The organism is Pseudoalteromonas sp. 3D05 (assembly GCF_002723455.1).
Lineage (GTDB): Bacteria > Pseudomonadota > Gammaproteobacteria > Enterobacterales > Alteromonadaceae > Pseudoalteromonas.
Map to the genome: position 1 here is coordinate 175,004 of NZ_PDUS01000003.1, position 22,325 is coordinate 197,328.

The 22,325-nt window shown below is 40.3% G+C and carries 15 protein-coding genes; 10 read left to right on the top strand and 5 right to left on the bottom strand.

The genetic code is table 11. The features are described 5' to 3' along the window. Window position 1: 1 nt before the first annotated feature. Window positions 2-3,766 carry a response regulator gene (locus tag CSC79_RS04895; RefSeq protein WP_099294631.1) on the bottom strand — a complete coding sequence of 1,255 codons (3,765 nt, stop codon included), beginning with the start codon at window positions 3,764-3,766 and terminating at the stop codon, window positions 2-4. Between the two features lie 65 nt (window positions 3,767-3,831). Further along, a complete protein-coding gene (locus CSC79_RS04900) occupies window positions 3,832-5,229 on the bottom strand; it encodes a PhoH family protein (protein ID WP_099294633.1) in 1,398 nt (465 codons plus the stop codon). A 296-nt stretch (window positions 5,230-5,525) separates the two neighbouring features. On the opposite strand from CSC79_RS04900, the gene rapA reads away from it, so the two are divergent. From rapA to CSC79_RS04915, 3 genes are all read left to right on the top strand, one after another. Then, a complete protein-coding gene (gene rapA / locus CSC79_RS04905; RefSeq protein ID WP_099294635.1) occupies window positions 5,526-8,420 on the top strand; it encodes an RNA polymerase-associated protein RapA in 2,895 nt (964 codons plus the stop codon). Window positions 8,421-8,835: 415 nt separating this feature from the next. Further along, the gene (gene rluA, locus CSC79_RS04910) at window positions 8,836-9,489 is read left to right on the top strand and encodes a bifunctional tRNA pseudouridine(32) synthase/23S rRNA pseudouridine(746) synthase RluA (RefSeq protein ID WP_099294637.1); all 654 of its coding nucleotides are present in this window, start codon (window positions 8,836-8,838) and stop codon (window positions 9,487-9,489) included. 76 nt (window positions 9,490-9,565) lie between these two features. After that, a complete protein-coding gene (locus CSC79_RS04915) occupies window positions 9,566-10,540 on the top strand; it encodes a DUF3530 family protein (RefSeq protein ID WP_099294639.1) in 975 nt (324 codons plus the stop codon). Here CSC79_RS04915 and djlA read toward each other — a convergent pair. The 3 genes from djlA to CSC79_RS04930 are packed head-to-tail and all read right to left on the bottom strand — an operon-like array spanning window position 10,523 to window position 13,065. Further along, window positions 10,523-11,398, bottom strand: a complete 876-nt coding sequence (gene djlA / locus CSC79_RS04920) for a co-chaperone DjlA (RefSeq protein ID WP_099294642.1) — start codon at window positions 11,396-11,398, stop codon at window positions 10,523-10,525. The two genes, CSC79_RS04915 and djlA, sit on opposite strands and share 18 nt — an antisense overlap. Further along, window positions 11,388-12,059: an N-acetylmuramate alpha-1-phosphate uridylyltransferase MurU gene (murU, locus tag CSC79_RS04925; RefSeq protein WP_099294645.1), complete on the bottom strand. Its 672-nt coding sequence runs from the start codon at window positions 12,057-12,059 to the stop codon at window positions 11,388-11,390. Before murU ends, djlA begins: the two co-directional genes overlap by 11 nt. A gap of 1 nt (window position 12,060) precedes the next feature. After that, a complete protein-coding gene (locus CSC79_RS04930; RefSeq protein ID WP_099294648.1) occupies window positions 12,061-13,065 on the bottom strand; it encodes a phosphotransferase in 1,005 nt (334 codons plus the stop codon). Window positions 13,066-13,168: 103 nt separating this feature from the next. On the opposite strand from CSC79_RS04930, the gene lptD reads away from it, so the two are divergent. From lptD to CSC79_RS04965, 7 genes are all read left to right on the top strand, one after another. Beyond that, a complete protein-coding gene (lptD, locus tag CSC79_RS04935) occupies window positions 13,169-15,412 on the top strand; it encodes an LPS assembly protein LptD (RefSeq protein WP_099294651.1) in 2,244 nt (747 codons plus the stop codon). A 12-nt stretch (window positions 15,413-15,424) separates the two neighbouring features. Further along, complete coding sequence (surA, locus tag CSC79_RS04940) at window positions 15,425-16,732, top strand: peptidylprolyl isomerase SurA (protein WP_305396047.1); 1,308 nt, start codon at window positions 15,425-15,427, stop codon at window positions 16,730-16,732. Window positions 16,733-16,735: 3 nt separating this feature from the next. Next, window positions 16,736-17,728 carry a 4-hydroxythreonine-4-phosphate dehydrogenase PdxA gene (pdxA, locus tag CSC79_RS04945; RefSeq protein WP_099294656.1) on the top strand — a complete coding sequence of 331 codons (993 nt, stop codon included), beginning with the start codon at window positions 16,736-16,738 and terminating at the stop codon, window positions 17,726-17,728. Next, window positions 17,725-18,531, top strand: coding sequence for a 16S rRNA (adenine(1518)-N(6)/adenine(1519)-N(6))-dimethyltransferase RsmA (rsmA, locus tag CSC79_RS04950; RefSeq protein WP_099294660.1), 807 nt, complete (start codon window positions 17,725-17,727; stop codon window positions 18,529-18,531). Before pdxA ends, rsmA begins: the two co-directional genes overlap by 4 nt. Next, window positions 18,515-18,904: a Co2+/Mg2+ efflux protein ApaG gene (apaG, locus tag CSC79_RS04955; protein ID WP_099294662.1), complete on the top strand. Its 390-nt coding sequence runs from the start codon at window positions 18,515-18,517 to the stop codon at window positions 18,902-18,904. Before rsmA ends, apaG begins: the two co-directional genes overlap by 17 nt. A gap of 5 nt (window positions 18,905-18,909) precedes the next feature. Continuing rightward, complete coding sequence (locus CSC79_RS04960; protein ID WP_099294665.1) at window positions 18,910-19,725, top strand: symmetrical bis(5'-nucleosyl)-tetraphosphatase; 816 nt, start codon at window positions 18,910-18,912, stop codon at window positions 19,723-19,725. Between the two features lie 131 nt (window positions 19,726-19,856). Next, the gene (locus CSC79_RS04965; RefSeq protein ID WP_099294669.1) at window positions 19,857-21,872 is read left to right on the top strand and encodes a methyl-accepting chemotaxis protein; all 2,016 of its coding nucleotides are present in this window, start codon (window positions 19,857-19,859) and stop codon (window positions 21,870-21,872) included. The last annotated feature ends 453 nt before the right edge of the window (window positions 21,873-22,325 follow it).

Consider the following 22,325-nt stretch of genomic DNA (forward strand, 5'->3'; position numbering starts at 1 on the left):
GTTATATATTCCTTACTTGAATAAACGCATAGACCTGTTGTAGCTCTATTATAAGCTCATTATAAAGATTATAGTCAACTTCTGACGTTTTTCTCAGTGTGATTTCTAACCGCTGTGCCAATTTAGATAACCGAACAAAGCCTAAATTTCCAGTAACACCTTTAATATTATGTACAATTTTTTCTATGTCTGCCGGTGGCCTTTCACCATCTAAGTTTGCTAAATGACTTTCACATAAATCAGCTAATTTATTCAACATAACTTGTAACAATTCGCTATCGCCAGCAAATTGAGATAGCGCAAAAGACACGTCAAAAAATGCTGGCTTGCCAATCTTTACAGCACTTATAGCCTCTAGTAACGTATTGGCAACTATAGGTTTGGTCAAATGCTTATTCATACCAGCCGCAATTGCTCGGGCTTCATCCTCCGCTTCACAATGAGCGGTTAACGCAAAAATAGGTAACTGCTGTGAGGTATAGTTTTGTCGTAAAATCTGTGTTGCTTGTAAACCATCTAACTCTGGCATTTGTACGTCCATTAGGATCAGATCTGGTTTTACTTTTGTAACCAGTTCAATCCCCTCTTTAGCACTAGTAGCAAGTAACACGTTAATTCCTGCTTGAGAAAGTATATTGCTAATAATATCGAGATTAAGCGGATTATCATCGACAGCGAGAACAAGTAGACCACTAAGCTCTATTTGCGAGGCGTGCTCAACTGATTTGCTTTTAGTTAAAACATGTTGAGAGGCCAATCGCTGGATAAAGGCTGAGCGCTTTATACTGATAATGCAAATTGACTCATCCTCTGCGGTGGTTATCTGCTGGTTGTTTTTTATTGAATAAATAAGGGTTTTCGATGTTTTTAATTGCACTTTAATGGATGGGATTGCTAATAAATGCGCTAAATCATAATCATTAATAATGATGTATTCGTAATCTAAAACTGCACTGCTCGCCTTAACTTGAGTTAACGTTTTGAACTGAATACCTGATGATAATAGTTTACAGGCTTGACTAAACTCATTGTTTTTTTCAGCATCAGCTATAACTAAAGCATTACACCAATCAATCTTACTTGCTTGGTTATTTTCAAGGCTATTAAAAGTAACGTTAAAAGAAAATTCACTGCCATTGTTTTTACTACTATTAACCACTATCTGAGCGCCCATGAGGGCAAGCTCATGTTTAACGATAGCCAGTCCCAGACCTACACCTTGGTGCTGGCGGGTTAACGATTCATCTCCCTGTGTAAACGCATCAAACAACCGCTTTTGATCCGCATCATCAATTCCAACGCCGGTATCTATTACGTTAAAAGCAAGAGTCTGTAAGCCTCCTTGCTCTTCAACTTTATCTATTTTTAACGTAATAGACCCTTGATGTGTAAATTTAGCTGCATTCGTTATTAAGTTACCAAGTACATGTTGTAAAAGAATATAATCCCCCACCAACTCGGTAGCAATTGCGGGGTCAACCTCTACATTAACTGCTATCGGTGTATTTTGGCATAAACCTAACAGCAGACTTTCACAACTATCCACTAATTCTACTAAGTTAAATGGTTTTAGCTGCAACTGTGCTTGATTACTTTCCACTCGGGCAAAGTCCAACATACGATTAAGCATAACCAATAAGTTCTGCGCTGCATCTTTAGCCTGATTCGCATGCTGCACCTGTTGTACAGATAAGCCTTGTTGCATCACCATATCAATTAAGCCCGTAACAGCATTTAATGGCGTGCGTATTTCATGGCTCAAATTTGCAATAAATCGACTTTTCGCTTGAGTCGCGCGCTCTGCATCCTGTTTAGCTTGTGTCAGTGCGCTAATATCTTGAATATGAATAGTATAATAGTAGGGTGCTAGCTGCGCATCCCACACTAACGAAATACTTAACTGCCACCACCTCTGCTTTGCTTCTTGTTCAAGAGTGAGGTGATAAACTTTCTGTTTTTCTGTCAGCAAGCGCGCTAGCGTTGCGTTTATTTGTTGCCACTGCGACTTGGCAAAGAGCGTACTAAAAAGTAGCTTAGAGTCATTTTTATCAATATTAAATAACTTTCTAGCGGCCCTATTTAACTGAAGAATTGTGTACTCTAAAGAAAGTAATACCACGCCATTAGCGGCGTATTCTATAGCACTTCTAAATTTTGACTCAGAGCTTTTTAAGGCGTTGAGCGCATATTCTTGCGCAGTAATATCTCGACCAATTGCCATCGAACCTAATAATTGATTTTGCTCATTATAAAAAGGCGATATGGTCAGTTGATAAACATGACTATCGTTTTCAACACGCTGCTCTGCACGACTTTTATTATTAAGGACCTCTTGCTCTAATTCGCTAATTTTTCCACTGTCATCGCTAATATCACAAAGTTGTAGGCCAACCAATTGCCCTTGTTCAACACCAATGTATTTTTCGTACGCGCGATTACAACCCAAAAATGAGCCATCAATATTCTTAAAGTAAATTAGATCTGGCACACTGTTTAACATGGTGTTTAATAAAGCAAGGTGACGCTCTTTTGCTTCATAACTTCTTGCAAGTTCTCGCGTTTTTATTTTTACTTGCGAATCTAACTCGGTATTTGCTTGCTGCAATGAATCTACCAACTGCACGTTCTTATTGAATACTTTTTTTATCCTGCTAAACCAAGGCTGCCAATTTTTAGGTATTTGATAATGTGACGGCTCAGAGCTTTGCGTTTCATTGTGCTCAAGATACGCCATCAAATGGGTAATGGGTTTAACAAATATACGTTGACTTAACCAAAAAACAGCACTGAACATAGACACTAAAAATAAACTAAGAAAAACAAATTCAATCAATACTTCATATCGAATAGGCGCTGTTAATTGATCATTTGATTCATAAAAGCCTAAAGTGACTGGTTGCGTATGTGGTTGTTGAAAAAGAAGTAATTGACTGTCATTACTTTGTTCTTGTAAAGCGCTACCGGTCAATAAAACCTCAGACCAGTAATGTTCAAGAAGTTGTGTTGATTGTATTGTCTGTGTAGAACTGGCAATAACGTGGCGTGACTCTGTGAGAAAAATATACTCCCCTCTATCCGAAGAGATTTTATCTAACCAAGCAGATACCGCCTGCAAATCATAAATTAAAATAACATAATCATTGCTATTCGAGCTTCGTCGCTGCCCCAAAGCAAAGTATGTTTTATCATCTAGTTGAATAATTTTGCTGGATGCGAGCATATTATCTCTAAACTGAGGTCTAAATTGGTTATCCAGTATCTGTGTAAGGAAAAAACTCCCGTTATCGTTACGTCGCTTCACATAAGCAAAACCTTGCTCATTAACATATGCGACCGCCGATAACGACTGAATAAGTGACAAAGTGGTATTAAATGCAGGCCCAAGTGCAGTAACTTGTTGCCACTGGGCTATAGCGCGCGGACTTGATGAAAAACGTCCTTGTCCAACAATTTCTCCACCTTGTCCGGGTATTTTGCGGTAGTAGTAGTCATTAAATTGATTAACATCATTTAGCCATTGACGATCAAACCGATAAAAAAGCGGTTGCTCGTATTGTGCTAATAAGGTGGACACTAAATTTGCGGCTGCATCCATTCGATACGCCAATTGAGCGGATAAATTATTAAATTCAGCTTGGCGCTGTGCGATTGCTCGATCAAATTTAATGTTATAAAGGTGCAGGCAAAGAAGAAAGGCAACAAGTAAAGGTACAACCAAAGCAACGGCAAGTGAGCGGTAATAATGTTTTAAGGGTAAAAAGTCCAACCTAAAATCCGTTGTATGGCCCAATAGTCTTTTCTAGACTATCGAGCCAAGCACTCGGACGCAAGTTATAAATTCTCTTCTGCAAAAGAGGCTAATCGACTGCGAACCACGCCATTTAAGTTCACCGTTGCACTGCCTTCAAAATCTTTAAAACGCTCCACAATATAGGTTAAACCCGATGTTACAGGGGTTAAATAATTGCTGTCTATTTGCGCAAGGTTACCTGAACAAATAAGCTTGGTACCTTCACCACAGCGAGTAATGATGGTTTTGAGCTGTGATGCTGTTAAGTTTTGGCTTTCATCAAGGATCACCACTGCGTTTTGAATGCTTCGCCCACGCATGAAGTTGACTGATTTAAACTGCACATTTGCTTTTTCCATAATGTAATTACGACTTGATACTGGGTTTTCGTCCCCTTTATGTAACACCTCTAAAGTATCTGTTATTGCAGCAAGCCACGGCGCCATTTTTTCTTCTTCGGTGCCTGGTAAAAAGCCTATAGATTCTGCTATCTCAGGCGTATTACGAGTCACAATAACTTTATCGTAAATGCCTTTTTCAATGATCATTTCAAGAGCGCTGGCAAGCGCGAGTAAGGTTTTACCACACCCCGCAGGACCGGTTAATATAACGAGTTCAATATTGGGATCTAATAATGCATCCAACGCCATGCCTTGGTATATATTTTTAGGCTTAACCCCCCAGGCTGATTGATGCATTAAACGCTCGACTCCCATGTCTTTGAGCATGATATTGTCATCATCATAAGATTTAACACGCGCAGCAAAATGACCACTGTCATCCAGCAAGTATTCATTACAAAATACGTCAGGTATTAAGCTTTTAGCGACTTTATGAAACGTATCTCGACCTTGTTGCTGTGTTTCACATTCACCCACATGTTGCCAAAAATCGCCTTCAACTTTTTTATAGCCGGTGCTTAATAACTCTATATCATCAATAAGTTGATCAGTTCGGTAATCTTCAACAAACTTTAGACCCGCGCCTTTTGCTTTTAAGCGCATATTTATGTCTTTGGTCACAAGCACAACTTTGGCATCACTGTGCTGTTTTTGTAGGTGAACGGCACAATTAATTATGCGGTGGTCGTTTTCGTTGCCGGGTAACCCTGAGATTGAATCCGCAAAGAGGTGATCATTAACAATAATCAAGGTACCAGAGGAAGACACCTTAGCTTTTTTGTTCGTTGGCAGTGCAACCCCTTTTAGCATTTGCTCTGGTGTTGCATCTCTTAACACGTCATCGAGTCCGCGAATCGCAACCCGCGCATCACGGCTAACATCATGCTTGCGGTCTTTGATGTGATCTAGTTCTTCCAATACCGTCATAGGAATAACAACATCATGCTCTTGAAAAGATAAATAGGCGAGAGGTTCGTGAAGTAGTACGTTGGTATCTAGCACATACATTTTACTATCAAGGTTCGAAGCTTTTTCCATAGCACTTTCCTTACGTTTTATGATTTTTATGCTATACCCAACTAATCAGGTTTAACGGGCTGACTCTTCGCCCTGTAAAACTTAATTGCTAAGGTATATTCTAAGTTTAGCTTAGATGTCATAAAAGTCTGTTTTATGACAAACCTTTTTTTGTTTTGAATTAGTCTTCTCAGTAATCACTGATACAAGAATAATTCACAGTTATAAAATTAATTAAAAGTGAGCTAGTTAGCGCCTTGCAGTGGTGTTAGGTAACAGGTAACATAGCCGCCTTTTTCTTCATAGACGAGACATACATGAATTTTTCCTTAGGTCAGCGTTGGATCAGTGATACAGAGTCAGATTTAGGATTAGGCACAGTCGTTGCCCTTGAAGGCCGTCAGGTCAGCATATTATTTCCCGCCAGTGGCGAAAACCGCGTTTATTCGATGACAGAAGCGCCGGTTACTCGCGTGGCATTTAATCCTGGCGATGTAATCAAAAGCGTTGAAGAATGGGAACTTGAAGTCGAATCTATTGAAGTTCAAGGTGAACTACTTTGTTATCACGGCACCCGAGTTGATAACGGTGAACAAGCACAATTAAAAGAAACTTTTCTTGATCACTTTATCAAGTTTAATAAACCACAAGACCGCCTTTTTGCCGGTCAAGTAGACCGTTTTGATCGTTACACATTACGTTACCAAACGTGGCAACATCAGTTTGAACGCCAGCAATCGCCTATTAAAGGTTTAATTGGTCAACGTGCAAGCCTTATTCCTCATCAGTTATACATTGCTCAAGAAGTGGGTAAACGCTTTGCCCCTCGCGTATTACTTTCTGATGAAGTCGGCCTAGGTAAAACCATTGAAGCAGGTATGATATTACACCAGCAAATTATCAGTGGCCGCGCTAGCCGTGTTTTAATTGTGGTGCCAGAAAACCTGCAGCATCAATGGCTTGTTGAAATGCTACGCCGTTTTAACTTACATTTTTCTATTTTTGATGAAGAGCGCTGCGACGAAGCCTTTGCCGACTCGCCAAATGTATTTGAAACAGAACAGTTAGTACTTACTAGCCTTGAATTCATCACCAAGAAAAAGCGCTGGTTTGAGCAAGCAACATTAGCTGATTGGGATCTACTGATTGTTGATGAAGCTCACCATTTAAGTATTAACAATGGCAAACCAAGTACTGAATACCAACGCATGGCTGAACTAAGCCAAGATATTCCAGGGCTGATTTTATTAACCGCCACGCCTGATCAACTTGGTCATCGTAGCCACTTCGCTCGCTTACAATTACTCGACCCAGATCGTTTTTATGATTACGATGCATTTGTTGAAGAAGAAAGTAATTATAAGCATGTTGCAGAAGCAGCAAACCAGTTATTGCAACATCAAGCACTTGATGATGGCGCCAAAGCAACCCTTACTGAATTGCTAAAAGAAACCGATATCACCTCGGTGTTAGAGCAAGCGCAAAGTGGTGATGACGCAGCCCGCAAAGAAATTTTATCTATGCTACTGGATCGCCATGGCACAGGCCGTATTTTATTTAGAAATAGCCGCAGCGGTATTGATGGTTACCCTAGCCGTAAATTACATGCCTACCCAATGACAATGCCTAAGCAGTACAAAACGGCTATCTCAGTACTGGGTAATATGAGCGGTATTCAAAGTGCTGAATTAAGTGCACAACGTGCTTTATTCCCTGAGAAAATATTTCAAGAGTTCGAAGGCGAAAGTGCTAGCTGGGGTGCATTTGACCCACGTGTAGATTGGTTGATTGACACACTTAAAACACTTAAGCACGAAAAAGTACTACTCATTTGCGCCAAAGCGGAAACCGCAATTAGCCTTGAACAAATCCTGCGCGAGCGTGAAGCGATTAAAGCCTCGGTATTCCACGAAGGTATGTCGATTATAGAACGCGACCGCGCAGCGGCATTCTTTGCCGATGAGTACGATAACGCTCAAATCCTACTTTGCTCTGAAATTGGTTCAGAAGGACGTAACTTCCAGTTTGCACATCACTTAGTGTTATTTGATTTACCACTTAACCCTGATTTATTAGAGCAGCGTATCGGTCGTTTAGATCGTATTGGTCAAACGCAAGATGTGAATATTCATGTGCCATACTTTGAAAACACAGCACAAGAAGTATTGCTTCGTTGGTACAACGAAGGCCTAGACGCATTTGAAACAACCTCGACCACAGGGCAATTGCTGTATAAAGAATTTAGCGAAGACTTGCTTGAATTTATTGCCGCCCATAACTGCGATGAAGACGAGTTAGACCCACTTCTTGAGCAAGTTGCCAGCCAAAATACGAAGTTGCGTAAGCAAATGGAAAGCGGTCGTGACCGTTTATTAGAGCTTCATTCATCAGGTCAAGGCGCAGCGGATTCATTAGTCACTGATATTGAAAAGCTTGATAATCAGTTTGAATTACCAAGTTACATGATCAACGTATTCGATACGTTCGGCGTAAGCCAAGAAGATAAAGGCGAAAACACCATTATTTTGAAGCCTACGGAGCACATGCTAAACCCATCGTTCCCAAGCTTAAAAGATGATGGCATCACCGTTACTTTTGACCGTGACACCGCACTTTCACAAGAAGACGTGCACTTTATCAGCTGGGATCATCCAATGGTTCAAGGCACGCTCGACATGATTTGCGATGATGACTTTGGTACCGCCTCTGTGGCATTGTTGAAAAACAAAAAACTACCTGCAGGTACTTTTTTTGTTGAGCTTATTTTTGTGGGTGAAGCCATGGCGCCTAAATCTTTACAGATTGGCCGCTTCTTACCTCCTACACCGATCCGCATCTTGCTTGATAAAGCGAGTAATAATCTAGGTGATAATGTCGGTTTTGATGGCTTTAATCAGCAGCTTTCAGCGGTGGGTCGTCAAACAGCCAGCAAACTTGCGGGTGCACTGCAAAGCGCAATTCACCCAATGATTAAGTCAGCTCAAGAAATGGCCCAAGCTAAATTAGAAGTTATTCGCACCGAAGCCCTTGAGCAAATGCAACAATCATTAGCACAAGAGCAAGCCCGCTTAGCAGCCCTGAAGCAAATCAACCCAAATATCCGTGAAGAAGAGCTGACTTTTTACGATAAGCAACGCAGTGAATTAACCACGCATATTGAAAAAGCCCAGCTAAAACTCGATGCGATTCGCTTGATTGTGGTATCACACTAGGGGTGTAGCCGTTAGTTAGATATTATTAAACCACTTCAAAAAGCGCGGTATAACACCGCGCTTTCTATCCTATAAATAGCCAAACAACGATTGCCCCAATTAGCAGTGTCAACATCATAAATATTCGCCTTAACCTTCTATTTTGTTTATAAATTTGTCTTTTATAATTTTTTCTTAAAAACACAGATTCTAAGTTAGAGACGTCTTTGCAGTGATGGCAATAGGATTGGCGAACATTCACCTCTAAACCGCAACGTGGGCACGGCTCACTCTGTATTGGCTGTAACATCAAAATCCTTAATATTTCTTTATTATCGCTCAACATAAAATACAGCAAATAAGGAATGAAGTTTGGTGATTGTGTAATGCCAGTGACTTCTTTAAAATAACCCCTTACCAATTGCTGAGGCTAACCGTGTTAATTAATTACAATCCCCCGCTCGATCCGTATTTGACTATTTTATATCAAGATGACGATTTACTGATTGTAAATAAGCCCAGTGAATTATTAACCGTTCCCGGCAAAGATCCAAAACACGCAGATTGTTTAATATCTCGTGTGAACCGCGTATTTCCTACGGCTAAAATTGTCCATCGTTTAGACATGGCAACCTCAGGGATACTTTGCTTAGCCATGAATAAAGCCGCACACCGCCATCTGAGTATGCAGTTTCAGGAGCGTCAAACCGCAAAGCGCTATATTGCACGGGTTTTTGGTAAAGTAGCGCAAACAACAGGCTCTGTTGATTTACCGCTTATTTGTGATTGGCCTAATCGCCCAAAACAAATGGTTGATCACGAAAACGGCAAACCTTCTTTAACTCATTTCAACGTACTTGAATATGAAGAATTCGCTACCCGAGTCGAACTTACCCCCATTACTGGGCGCTCTCATCAGCTAAGAGTCCATATGTTGTCATTAGGCCACCCTATTTTAGGTGATCGCCTTTATGCTCATCCTGATGCATTAGCAGCAGCTCCGCGCTTGCAGTTACATGCACAAATGTTGCAGCTTGCTCACCCTATTACTGAACAGCTAATGACCTTTGAAGCACAGCCAGACTTTTAGACGACTTAAAATCCGTTAAACTTTTGCGCCTTATTGCCGATATATATTTATCAGTTTTAATAGGCCATGATGATATATGTGTTCAGCAACTTCTCTTTTGCAATTTCTTCGTGCGGGTGTAATTACTTGCGCGGTAAGCATTTGCATTCTAAGTCACTCTATCAGTGCAGCAGAACACATTGCCCCCACCTCTTGGTCAAGTATTGTTAGTAGCGACTTATCGCGGTTAATGCCCAAAAGCGAAGTGAGGCCATTAAAAGCCGGTGAGACTGAATTTATTAGTTTGCACCGTGAGTACATGAGCGCTGAGCAACGTGCGGTGGTTTTAATTATTCCTGATTGGCAAAATTTACCCACCAACAACGCGGGTATAAACTTTTTACGTACCCACCTAAATGACTTAGGTTATACAACACTAGCAATGACAGTGCCCGATATTGATTGGCAAGCAAGTAAAAAAGCCAGTCAAACTGAGAGCACTGAAACTGACACTGACACTGCAACAGCAGATAGCCAACAAAACGAAAATACGAATGAAACAAATTCACCAGCTGACCAAGCTAGTGAAAGCGCAGAAGACACAGTAAAACATGTTGATGCGATTGAGTATGTCAGTGATGATGTGATTGATGACTATAAAGAAAACTTAATTGCTCGTTTTGAAGTGCTCTATCAAACAGCGCTTAATGATGGAAGTAAAATTGTTCTGATTGCTCAAGGTGCCAGTGCTGGAGTGTTGTTAGAGCACTATGCCAGCTTCCCTAATGATGATTTAGAGGCATTTATCAGCTTAAGTAGCTACTTGCCAAATAATGAGCGTAACCAACAGTTAAATACCCTTGTATCAACTATCAGCCCACCTCTTTTAGATGTTTTTTATAGCAATGATAACCCTGATTTATTGATGAGCATAACTGACAGAAAGCGCTGGGTTAAGCGCCACAGCAAGTATGACTATCGTCAGAGGGAGTTATTTGGTCTTAGTTCAGAACCTGAACAACACGCGCGTTTAACTAAGGAAATAGACGGTTTTTTACGCCGCCTTTTTTAAAAACTCGTAAGCAGATTGAATATCTTGGCTTTTTTTAACTGCTAACTCCATCATGTGCTTAGGTAAACCTTGCGACACTAGTTTATCAGGGTGATGCTGAGCCATCAGTTTTCTGTATGCCACTTTTATATCGCGTGCACTAGCTTCATTATTCAGCCCTAATAATGCCAATGCCTGTGTGCGATTCATACCGTTGTTGTTCGGTGGCACATGGTGGCCTGAGCCTTCACGGTAACTGCTACTATGGCCTTGTTGGCGTTGCTGTTGTTGTTTAAAGCGTTGTTGTTGCTGGCGAAAATTGAACTCAGCCTGATAGCGTTTTAATACAAAAGAAAAATGCGTTTTTGATATACCTAGTTGCTTACTCACCAATTGTAGCAGCTCTTTTTCTTGAGCCGCTAGCACGCCATCAGAAAAGGCCATCTGAATCTGAATTTCTAAAAATAACTGGATTAAATCATGACGACGAGCAAACCGCTCTTTAAAATCGTACACCGTTTCTTTTAGAGAAAAATCGGCTTCTTTACCTGCTTTAAAAGCATCTTGGGCTTCTTTACGGTTTTCACCCGTTAACCCCATCTCATCCATAAACAAACTAGCAGCGCGTATATGAGTTTCACTCACACGGCCATTTGATTTTGCAATATGCCCCATTACCGCAAAACAGCTGGTAAAAAATAATGCTTGGCGCTGATCAATATCATCATCACCATTAAATAAACTTGAAAAGCCACCCGCTTTGTCAAAGTTTTGCTTCAAGCTTTTATCAAACATATGGCCTAAATACAGGCCAATAAACAAGCCAATAATGCGCCCAAACATAAAACCAAAACAGGCACCTAAGATTTTACCCCACATGCGGTACTCCTTTTAGCGTTTCATTTAATTGTGATAGTCGTTCAGGCGTACCAATATCGTTCCACATCCCTATATAAAGCTCTGTTGACACATCAGCCGTTGCTAAGCGCTCGCGCAATAAAGGCCCCAGCGGTAATACGCCATCCGGTATGCCTTGGAAAAAAGACGCTTTAAACCGACTAATACCAGAAAACGTATACTTTTGACTTTGTGGCCCAAGGTGACGCAAGGTAAAATCACCATTTGGGTTATGTGCTGGATTTTCAACAAGCACGATATGGCCTTCGCCATTATCTAAATGTAGTGATTTTAATGCACTCACATCATAATCGGTAAATACATCACCATTAATAACAATAAAGTCATCACCTAAAAGTGGTAACGCACGAATGATACCACCGGCAGTTTCAAGGCCTTGTTCGGGCTCTTGACTATAATGAATTTGAACACCCAATGCTTGGCCATCTGCAAAGTACTCTTTGATCTTATTACCTTGCCATGCAAGGTTAATAACTATTTCTGTAATACCCGCTGTTTTTAAGCGTTCAATATGATGTTCAATTAACGGTTTATCCATTACTTTTAACATAGGTTTAGGCATTGACGCGGTCAATGGCATCATTCGTTGCCCACGACCTGCGGCTAATATTAGTGCTTTCATATTAATCACCTAGATGTTCGTTTATAGCATGTGTCATAGCCGGTATGACATCAAACTCAACCCAATGACCTAATTCATTTAGCTCGTTATATTTTTTAGCTATTTCTACAACATAATTAAGAGTTGGTAAGATATTTTTTACGTATCCAGACTTTCCATCTCGCAGATTAAGACGGCAAAATATTCCCGCGGCCTTAAGGTGGCGCTGAATACCAGTTAAGTCAAACCAGCGAGTAAATTGAGCATAATCATTTTTTTTGATTAACCCTTGTTTAGAAAATTCAGTAAAAGCGTAGTTTAGTAAACTGTCTAACTCATCTTCTGGTAACTTAAAGTAGCAATCACGCAATAATGACACTAGGTCATAGCATACCGGTCCTGTGACAGCATCTTGGTAATCAATAATCGCCCACTGCTTATCACTGCGCATAATATTTCTGCTGTGAAAATCACGATGCACTGTCACTTTGGGCTGCATTAAAAAATTATCAACAAGCACAGCGCAGCTGGTTTGCCACAGTGTTTTTAGCCGTGCATCGAGTGGCTGCTGTAAAACCCCTTCAACTAACCACTCGATAAATATATTTAGTTCAAATTGGATAAATTCAGCATCATAGTCTTTCATATGTTCGGTAGCAGGCACTTTTGCCCACTCTGAACTTAAGCTAATCAGTTGCTGGTAATACGCTTTTCGCTCAGTGTCTTGGAGTAAATCTGCTAGGTGTATATTGCCCAAATCATTTAAGATAAAAAAACCTTGCTGAGCATCTAAATTTATTATTTTGGGAAGTATAAAACCATGTTTTGAAAACGCGTGATTTAGTTCAACATACGGTGTGTTGTTAACGACTTGAGGATCCGAGTCCATTACTATGTAGTTTTTAGCTTCGCAACTTACACGATAATAACGGCGAAAACTCGCATCTCCTGTAATCAACGAAAGCGTGTAAGGTTCATTATTGAAGTGCAAGTTTAGAAATTGTTGTAAACATTTATAACGATTCATTGGACACGATATCTATTTTTCACTAAGTCAAATACTGTATTTGCCATTAATTTCCTTTATTATGTCAGTCCTGTATTCAAAGACACCATATTAAGGTTATTAAATGAGCAAAACCTGGGGCATTATGATGCTAAGCGTACTGAGCGCACCATCGCTTGCCGAAACTGAACTGGCACACAACTTTTGTGGCAATTCAATGCAAACCAGTGCTTGGCAACCGCTTATTGGCCTTGACCTTGGCATGGTCGATATCCGTTCAGATGATATAGAGCTGCTTGGTACACAAAGCGCTGAATTTACTGGCGACGTTGATATTAACACCCTTAATATGAGTTTGTCCGCACAAAGTGCATTAATTGACAAACAACGTGGCTTACTAAATGCTACGGGACCGATTATCTATCGCGATGCAATTAGTGAAGTTAATAGTGCAGGGCTCAATGCCGATTTAAACAACTCAGAGATTAGTTTGCTTGGTGCTGATTACAAATTAACAGAGCAACAAGGTCACGGTGGCGCTGAGAAGCTCACTATTAATCAGTCTGGCTTAAACTTACTGAATGCAAGCTTTACTACCTGCCCAAACGACACTCCTTTATGGGCAATTCAAGCCGAAGAGATTTTATTATCCAGTGAAAGTGGCTGGGGGGAAACACATGATATGGTGTTGCGTATAATGGATACGCCTGTACTTTATCTACCCTACTTTACTTTCCCAATTGATGATCGCCGTAAATCAGGGTTGTTAACTCCTAATATTTCCAGTTCAGACCGCTACGGTGTTGAAACCATAACCCCTTATTATTGGAATATAGCCCCTAATTTTGATGCCACAATTACACCACGTTACATGTCTAAAAAAGGGGTTCAGCTTATCAATGAATTCCGTTACTTAACTGAAAATAGTAACGGCTTGTTAGGGCTGGAGTTTTTACAAAAGGACGATTCGGAGCCACAACTAAAAGAGCGTTTCTTATTTCACTGGCAACAACAAAGCTATTTTGGTGACAAATGGCGCGCCAATATTGATATAACAAACGTCAGCGATGATAACTATTTGACTGATTTAGGTTCAGATTATGCAACGCGTACTGACACTCAACTATATCGTACAGGGTCTTTATCTTATTTAGGCGAGCGTTGGCGCACAGATATAAAAGTGCAAAATTTTGAAGTGCTAGGTAACCATTCTGATTCCTATGCTGCGTGGCCACAAATTGGCTTTTCGCAAACAGAACCATATAAATTAAGTAACGTTGAATTTACGCTTGATGGCGAAATCAGTCATTTCACAAATAGTGATGCAGTTATTGATAAAGCCACCCGGCTTCACCTAGAACCAAAGGCGAGCTATGGTTATCAAGAATACGCATGGTCATTCTTATCTGAATTTAGTTTATTACACACCAATTATAAGCAAGAAGGTGACTTAGCGGGCAGTGACTATGCCGATTCAGTATCGAGAACATTACCTAAGGTGCGCTTGTATAGTCAGTTAAATTTTGAGCGTGACACCTCTCTCGTTAAGAATGGGATTCAAACTCTTGAACCCCAGATGCAATATCTGTACACGCCAGATAAAGATCAATCCGATATCGGCCTGTACGATACAACAAAACTCCAAGATGACTTTTTTGGTTTATTTCGTGATAAACGTTTTTCGAGCGTAGACCGTATTGCATCTGCCAATCAATTTACGCTCGGTGCAACCACTCGATTGTTTAGTGAGAGTAATGAAGAGTTATTCAACTTCAGCGCCGGCCAAATATTTTATTTGAATGATTCAGCCAAACCTTCGGCGCAAGGGATTAACCCTAATACTAACTATAATGCCTTGTTTGCAGCACAAACCATGGTACATTGGCACCGACGTTGGTATTTATCAGGTGGAGTTCAATATGACGCCGATGGTAAGCAAATTATTCAGTCTAATGTAACTTTAGACTACAAAGGCGATAATAATCAGTTAGTCCAATTGAACCATCGCTATGCAAATGATGTCTCAGGCAATACAATCGAACAAGTTGGCCTATTTACTAGCTTCCCAATTAGTGAACAATGGCAATTTGTGAATAGCTACCACCGCGACCTTGATACCGGACGTAGCATTGAGATATTCAGTGGATTGCAATATGAATCGTGCTGTTGGGCTTTTCAACTCACAGCCCGTCGCCAAATCGAAACTGATTTAAATCAGTCGATAGGCCAAGAACAAGCTACATTTGACTCAAGCATTGGATTTAATATTGTCTTGAAAGGATTAGGTAGTAAAAGCCGTTATGATGCACAAAAATTATTACAACAAGGTATTTTTGGCTATCGTAGACCGTATTTTCTTAATAACTAGTATTAGCAGAGTATTAGAAAAAGTATGAATTTAAAAAAATTATTAGCATCAGCATTATTAGGTTTTGGTTTATGCCAGAACGTTATCGCAGCACCTGTAGAAATTGACAAAGTAGTCGGCATTGTTAATCAAGGTGTCATTTTACAAAGTGAAGTAGACACCATTGTTAACCGAGTCAAAATGCAGGCTAAAGAGCAAGGCCAGCAACTTCCATCAGATGAAACATTACGTATTCAAGCGATGGAGCGCTTAGTTAACCAAACGCTTATGATGCAACTTGCTGAGCGTATGGGCCTTGAAATTTCAGATAGTCAACTTGATCAAACATTAGTTGGCATGGCAAAAGAGCAAGGTGGTTCTATTGCTGATTTGCGCCGCACGATTGAAGAATCAGGCGAAAGCTTTCAATCGTATCGAGAAGAGATACGCAAAGAGATTACGACACAACAAGTAATGCGTGCAAATGTAGATCGTCGTATCTACATAAGCCCGCAAGAAGTAGATAACTTATTAAAAATAATGGAAAGCCAAGGTCAAAATACTGAAGAGTTTGATATTGGTCATATCTTAATTGATATTCCAAACAATGCTACTGCCGATGAAATCAGCAGCGCAAAAACACGTGCAGATAAAGTCATTGAATTCTTACAAGACGGTAAAGAATTTAAGCGTATTGCTATCTCTTCATCAAGCGGTTCAAAGGCGCTTGAAGGCGGCCAGCTAGGTTGGATGAGTATCAATGAAATGCCATCTTTGTTTGCAGAAGCAGTTAAAGGCACTAAAAAAGACGCAATCATTGGGCCTCTTCGCTCTGGTGCAGGTTTTCACATTGTTAAAGTTCAAGATATCCGTGGACGTCAGGTTGTTGAAACAACAGAAGTTCGCTCACGTCATATATTAATCAAGCCATCAATTATTTTAAGTGAAGAGAAAGCGCGCTCAATGCTTAATGGTTTTGCCAAAGAATTACGTGAAGGTACGGCCGACTTTGGTGAGTTAGCTAAAGAGTATTCTGAAGATCCAGGCTCTGCACTTAAAGGCGGTGAGTACGATTGGACAGATCCAACAACATACGTTCCTGCTTTTAGAGATACATTACTTTCACTTGATCAAAATGAAATTAGTGACCCATTTAGAACTACATTTGGTTGGCATATAGTGCAGCTGCTAGATAAGCGCGTAGCTGATAAGACAGAACTTGCTAAGCGCAACCGTGCTCACGGCATGTTATTTAACCGTAAATTTAAAGAAGAAAGCTTTAACTGGCAGCAAGAAATGCGCGAACAAGCCCATGTTGATATTTTCCCAATTGAAGACTAACCAATGACTTTACGTATTGCGATTACCCCCGGCGAACCCGCCGGGATCGGCCCTGATTTATTACTTAAGCTAGCTCAACATGATTGGCCAGCTCAGCTTGTAGTGATTGCTGATGGTCACATGCTGAAACAGAGAGCGAAACAACTTGGGTTAACCATTAATCTAATTCCCTTTGATGAATCAGCACCTGCATCACTCGCCCCTGCCGGCAGTGTATTTTTACACCAAGTCGATTTAGGATGTGAAGTTCAGTTAGGTGTGCTTGATGATCTAAATGGCCAATACGTGCTAGATACTTTGCGTATAGCATCAGAAAAAAATATGGATGGGACATTTGATGCTGTTGTAACTGGCCCTGTACATAAAGGTATTATTAACAAAGCTGGTATCTCATTTAGCGGCCATACTGAGTATTTTGCTCAGCAATCAAATACCCCTGATGTTGTCATGATGTTGGCTACAGAAGGCCTGCGTGTTGCTTTAGTCACCACGCACATTCCCCTTGCTTATGTGTCGCGCGCTATCACTGTCGAACGGTTATCTAAAGTTGCAGGTATCTTGCACCACGACCTTACAACAAAGTTTGGTATCGAAAAGCCACGAATTTTAGTCTGTGGGTTAAACCCGCATGCAGGTGAAGATGGTCATTTAGGCCGCGAAGAGATTGAAACAATCACGCCGACTCTACAGTTATTAAATAACCAAGGTATGAACCTAATAGGTCCTCTTCCTGCTGATACACTGTTTCAAGATAAATATTTATCACAAGCAGATGCCGTGCTTGCAATGTATCACGATCAAGGCTTACCTGTGCTAAAATACAAAGGATTTGGTAAGTCAGTGAATATTACTTTAGGTTTACCTTTTATTCGCACGTCAGTTGATCACGGTACAGCGCTAGATTTAGCTGGTACAGGTGATGCTGATGTTGGTAGTTTTGAATTAGCGATCCGCGAAGCAATTAAGCTCGCCCATGAAAAAGCACAGAATCAATGACAGATAAAGTACACTTAGGTCACCGCGCCCGTAAACGTTTTGGGCAAAACTTTTTATTTGATGAATCAATCATCGATAAAATAGTTACTGCAATCGATCCGAAACCTGAAGACAACCTTGTTGAAATCGGCCCTGGTTTGGGCGCTATCACTGAACCTGTCAGCGAGTTAAGTGGTCACTTAACTGTTGTAGAACTCGATAAAGACCTTGCACAACGTTTAACAGAGCACCCTTTTTTGGGCCCTAAATTAACCGTGCATCAAGGTGATGCGATGAAGTTTGATTTTTCAAGCTTGGTTCGTGACGACAAAAAATTAAAAGTCTTTGGCAACCTGCCTTACAATATTTCAACACCACTGCTGTTTCATTTATTTGAATTTGCAGACAATGTTGAACATATGCACTTTATGCTTCAAAAAGAAGTTGTAAAACGCATGGTTGCAGGCCCTGGCAGTAAAACGTTTGGTCGTCTAAGTGTGATGACACAATATTACTGTAATGCAATGCCAGTTGTTGAGGTGCCACCTGAGTGCTTTAAGCCTGCACCAAAAGTTGACTCTGCAGTAATTCGTCTCATCCCGAAAAAACCAGAACAACGCACAGCTAAAAGTGTAAAAATACTCAATACTGTATGCTTGGAAGCGTTTAACCAACGCCGAAAAACGCTTCGTAATAGCTTGGGTAATTTATTAACTGCCGATGAGCTGACAAGTATTGGCATTGATATCACTCTTCGCGCTGAAAACCTTTCATTACAACAATTTATTGATATAGCTAACTGGATTTATGACAACAAGCAGTAATTTGGGGTCACCCATAAAAGTGACAGTTGAAACTTTTTATGTCGAAGGACAATCTCAACCTGAGCTTGATAAATACGTTTTTGCCTACTCGGTAACCATTAAAAACCATAGTTTATGCAGTGCAAAATTAGTAAGCCGCTATTGGTTGATAACTGACGCCAACGGCAAAGAAATAGAAGTCCAAGGTGAAGGTGTAGTTGGCGAAAAACCAACTATAGCTCCTGGTGAAAGCTACAAATACACCAGTGGTGCTGTCATTGAAACCCCTGTCGGAACCATGCAAGGTTATTACACATTAAAGAATGAGTTCGGCACTGAATTTGATGCGCCAATCAATGTGTTTAGATTAGCCCAACCTAATATTCTGCACTGAGCTATATGGCTGACTATGCTATAGGCGATCTACAAGGCTGCTATGATGAATTTCAAGCTTTGTTAACGTTGGTAAACTTTAACCCAGCTAAAGATCATCTATACTTGGTCGGCGATGTTGTAGCAAGGGGCCCAAAATCCCTTGCCTGCCTAGAGTATCTTTACAAAAACCAAAACAGCGTGACAATTACATTAGGTAATCATGATTTACATATGATTGCATGTTACTTATTAGGCTTGCCTATTAACCCTAAAGATAACCTAGATGCTGTTTTTAGCTCACCGAAACTTTCTCACTATATTCATTTTTTACGCCAGCAACCACTCGCGCTATGGTTAAAAAAATACAAAACGTTCATTTCTCATGCTGGTTTAAACCCCGACTGGTCAATATCTAAAGCACTTAAACATGCTCAGTTCGCCACACAATGCTACCAAAGCGATGAAGTAAACTCTTTTTTAATGGGGATGTACGCACAACACCCGCCACACATGAGTAAACAACTAACAGACATTGAACGGTTTCGTTTTATTGTTAACTACTTTACACGAATGCGCTTTTTAACCCTAGATGGGCAGTTAGAATTAAAATCCAAAGGCGCAATTGATGACAAAAACACAATAGTCCCCTGGTTTTCTCATCCACGTTTTCAATCATTGAATTGTGATATTGTTTTTGGTCATTGGGCCGCACTTGAAGGGAAAACCCCCTTACCAAATTTACATGCACTAGACACAGGCTGTGTCTGGGGTGGGGAAATGACACTAATGGAACTTAAAAATAAACAATCCTTTAGTGTTAATTCTAATCAATTCATCTAAATTAACTGAAAAAAAAGCCATTCTCTGTTAGATTTAGTATAATAAATGTTAAAAGTAATTAAATTTAATTACTTAACTTATCTGCAATTAAGCCGATAAAGTCTAATCATTACTCTTTTATGGAAATTCATATGAACTTAACTGTTAGCCAACGCATCTGGGGTGGATTTATCTGTATCACCTTATTGCTTCTCTTAATTGGTGGGAACTCTCTGTTCAGAATTGCAAACATTAATAACTCTGCGCAACAGGTCAACCAGTTATCTTTGCCTGCTTTAGAAGAAAGCTCAGAGCTCCAGGTTGAGTTCATCCTTATGAGTAAGGCTGCACAGGCTAGTTTTTACACTACATCTACCGCAGAGTTGGAACCAATAAAAAAATCGCTACAAGAGCGTAAAGTACGATTCGATCGTTCTCAGTCTCAACTCAAGCAAGTGGTTGCTAACAATGCTCAACTAAGTCAAAGCAGTCGTGATGTAGAGTTAACCTACAATGGGTTTATCGCATCAGTCGAGAGCTTATTAAACGATAAAGCATCTGAACTAAGGCTTAATAAAGAGCTGAAAATGCAGTTGGAAACTATTGAACTAGCGGCTGAGGATGCCAACTCTGTTGTGCTAGATATCATTGATATTGATGGCCTTGAAGAAAGTGACTCTCGTGCATATCAAGCTGCAAATATGCTTGAGAACAACTTTTTATCTTTAGTAACAACCAGCACGGATATGCTCACGGTAAAAACACAAAATACGCTTGATATAGTAAAAAATGAACAAATCTACTTCCTTGAAGAAATCGAAAGAAGTATTAACCTACTAAAGCCTGCGGTTGAAGCAAATGACCCAGACCTGTTTGATGATTTAAATAATTACTTTGTATCAATTAAAGATAATGTAAAAGGTAATAACAGCTTATCGGCTAACAAAAAACGCTTAATTGATACAATAGCACTGACTAAATCGGAGCTGGCAGATGCTGAAACAGCAACAACGAAGGCGCTTAAACAACTTAATGAATTAGTGAGTCAAGCGAGTAACGTTGCTTTTGAATTGCAAAAAGGCGTTAGTAGTGATGTAACCTCAGCAAATTTATGGACATGGGTAGGTATGATAAGCGCCACCCTACTTGCTATCATTGTTGCGTATATTACGGTTAGCCGAATCACCAAACCATTGGCGGAAGTTAACCGTGTACTTGATATTGTAGCGAGCGGCGATATGACGCAACGCCTTGACGATTCAGCACAGGATGAGTTTGGTGAACTATCTCGCAGCTGTAACACGCTTATTGACAGCTTGAGAAGCTTGATCAGAGGTATTATTTCGCGTTCAACTCAGCTTGCAGCAGCTTCAGAAGAAACATCAGCGATTACTGGCGAATCTAGCCAAGCAATTCGTAATCAACAAGCGCAGGTTGAACAGGCTGCAACTGCAACTACCGAAATGAGTAGTACATCTCAAACTGTAAGCAGCAGTGCTCAACAAGCACTTAAAGAAATAAAAAATGCAGATAAAGAAGCTGACCGCGTCAAAGGTATTTCAAGCCAAAACAAAGCAACAATCGAACAGCTTGCACGCGAGGTAGACGATGCTTCGCAAGTTATTAATAAGCTTCACCAAGACAGTGCATCAATTGGTAGTATTCTTGATGTTATACGTGGGATTGCTGATCAAACCAACTTACTCGCACTTAATGCTGCTATAGAGGCTGCTCGTGCAGGTGAGCAAGGTCGTGGCTTTGCCGTTGTAGCTGATGAGGTACGCTCTCTTGCTAGCAAGACACAAGAGTCGACTCAAGAGATTCAAGCTATGATTGAGTCGTTACAAAGCGGTGCTGAGGCTGCTGTTTCTGCAATGTCTAAAGGCAAGCAACAAGCTGAGTCATGTGTTGAGCAATCTGATTTAGCAAATACAGCCCTAGACTCAATTACTGCAGCAGTGGCACAAGCCCATGATGTCAGTGAAGAGATTTCAACAGCAGCACAGGAGCAACAACAAGTATCTCAAGAAATTAGTGAGCGACTTGAATCGATTGTTGCTATTGCAGAACAAACCGCTGAGGGTGCGAATCAAACGAATATATCAAGTTCAGAAGTTGCTAAACTAGCTGAAGAGCTACGTTTATCTGTTGATGAATTTAAAGTGTAATTTACTCGGGTTTGTTAACCTTGCAAGGTTAAATTTGCAAAGATCAACAGACCCTCGTTAAATAAAATTGTTAAAAGCCGCATTTGAGAAATCAAATGCGGCTTTTTAATAACTAATTTACACAGCATAAAATAGTTGAATATAGCTAAGTAACACTATAGCTGTTATTAAGGTTAAAAAACTGATGGCGCAAAGCCGGTGTGGAATGGTGTGATATAAAAGCCCAGGCATTTGCTTTAGGTTCGCAAAGCTTGGAATAAAGAAGAGAGAGTAGCATTCAAACTTACTGAGTCTGTTAGCCGTGATTTTACATGCTAATCTTAGCCTAGAGAAATACATTAACACAAAACTTGAAGCACCCATTACCTCTACTAAGGCCATTAGTTCCATACTAATTACTATCTCTGGCCCAGCAATAAACATTACAATTATAATTGCTAATGACTGCCACAG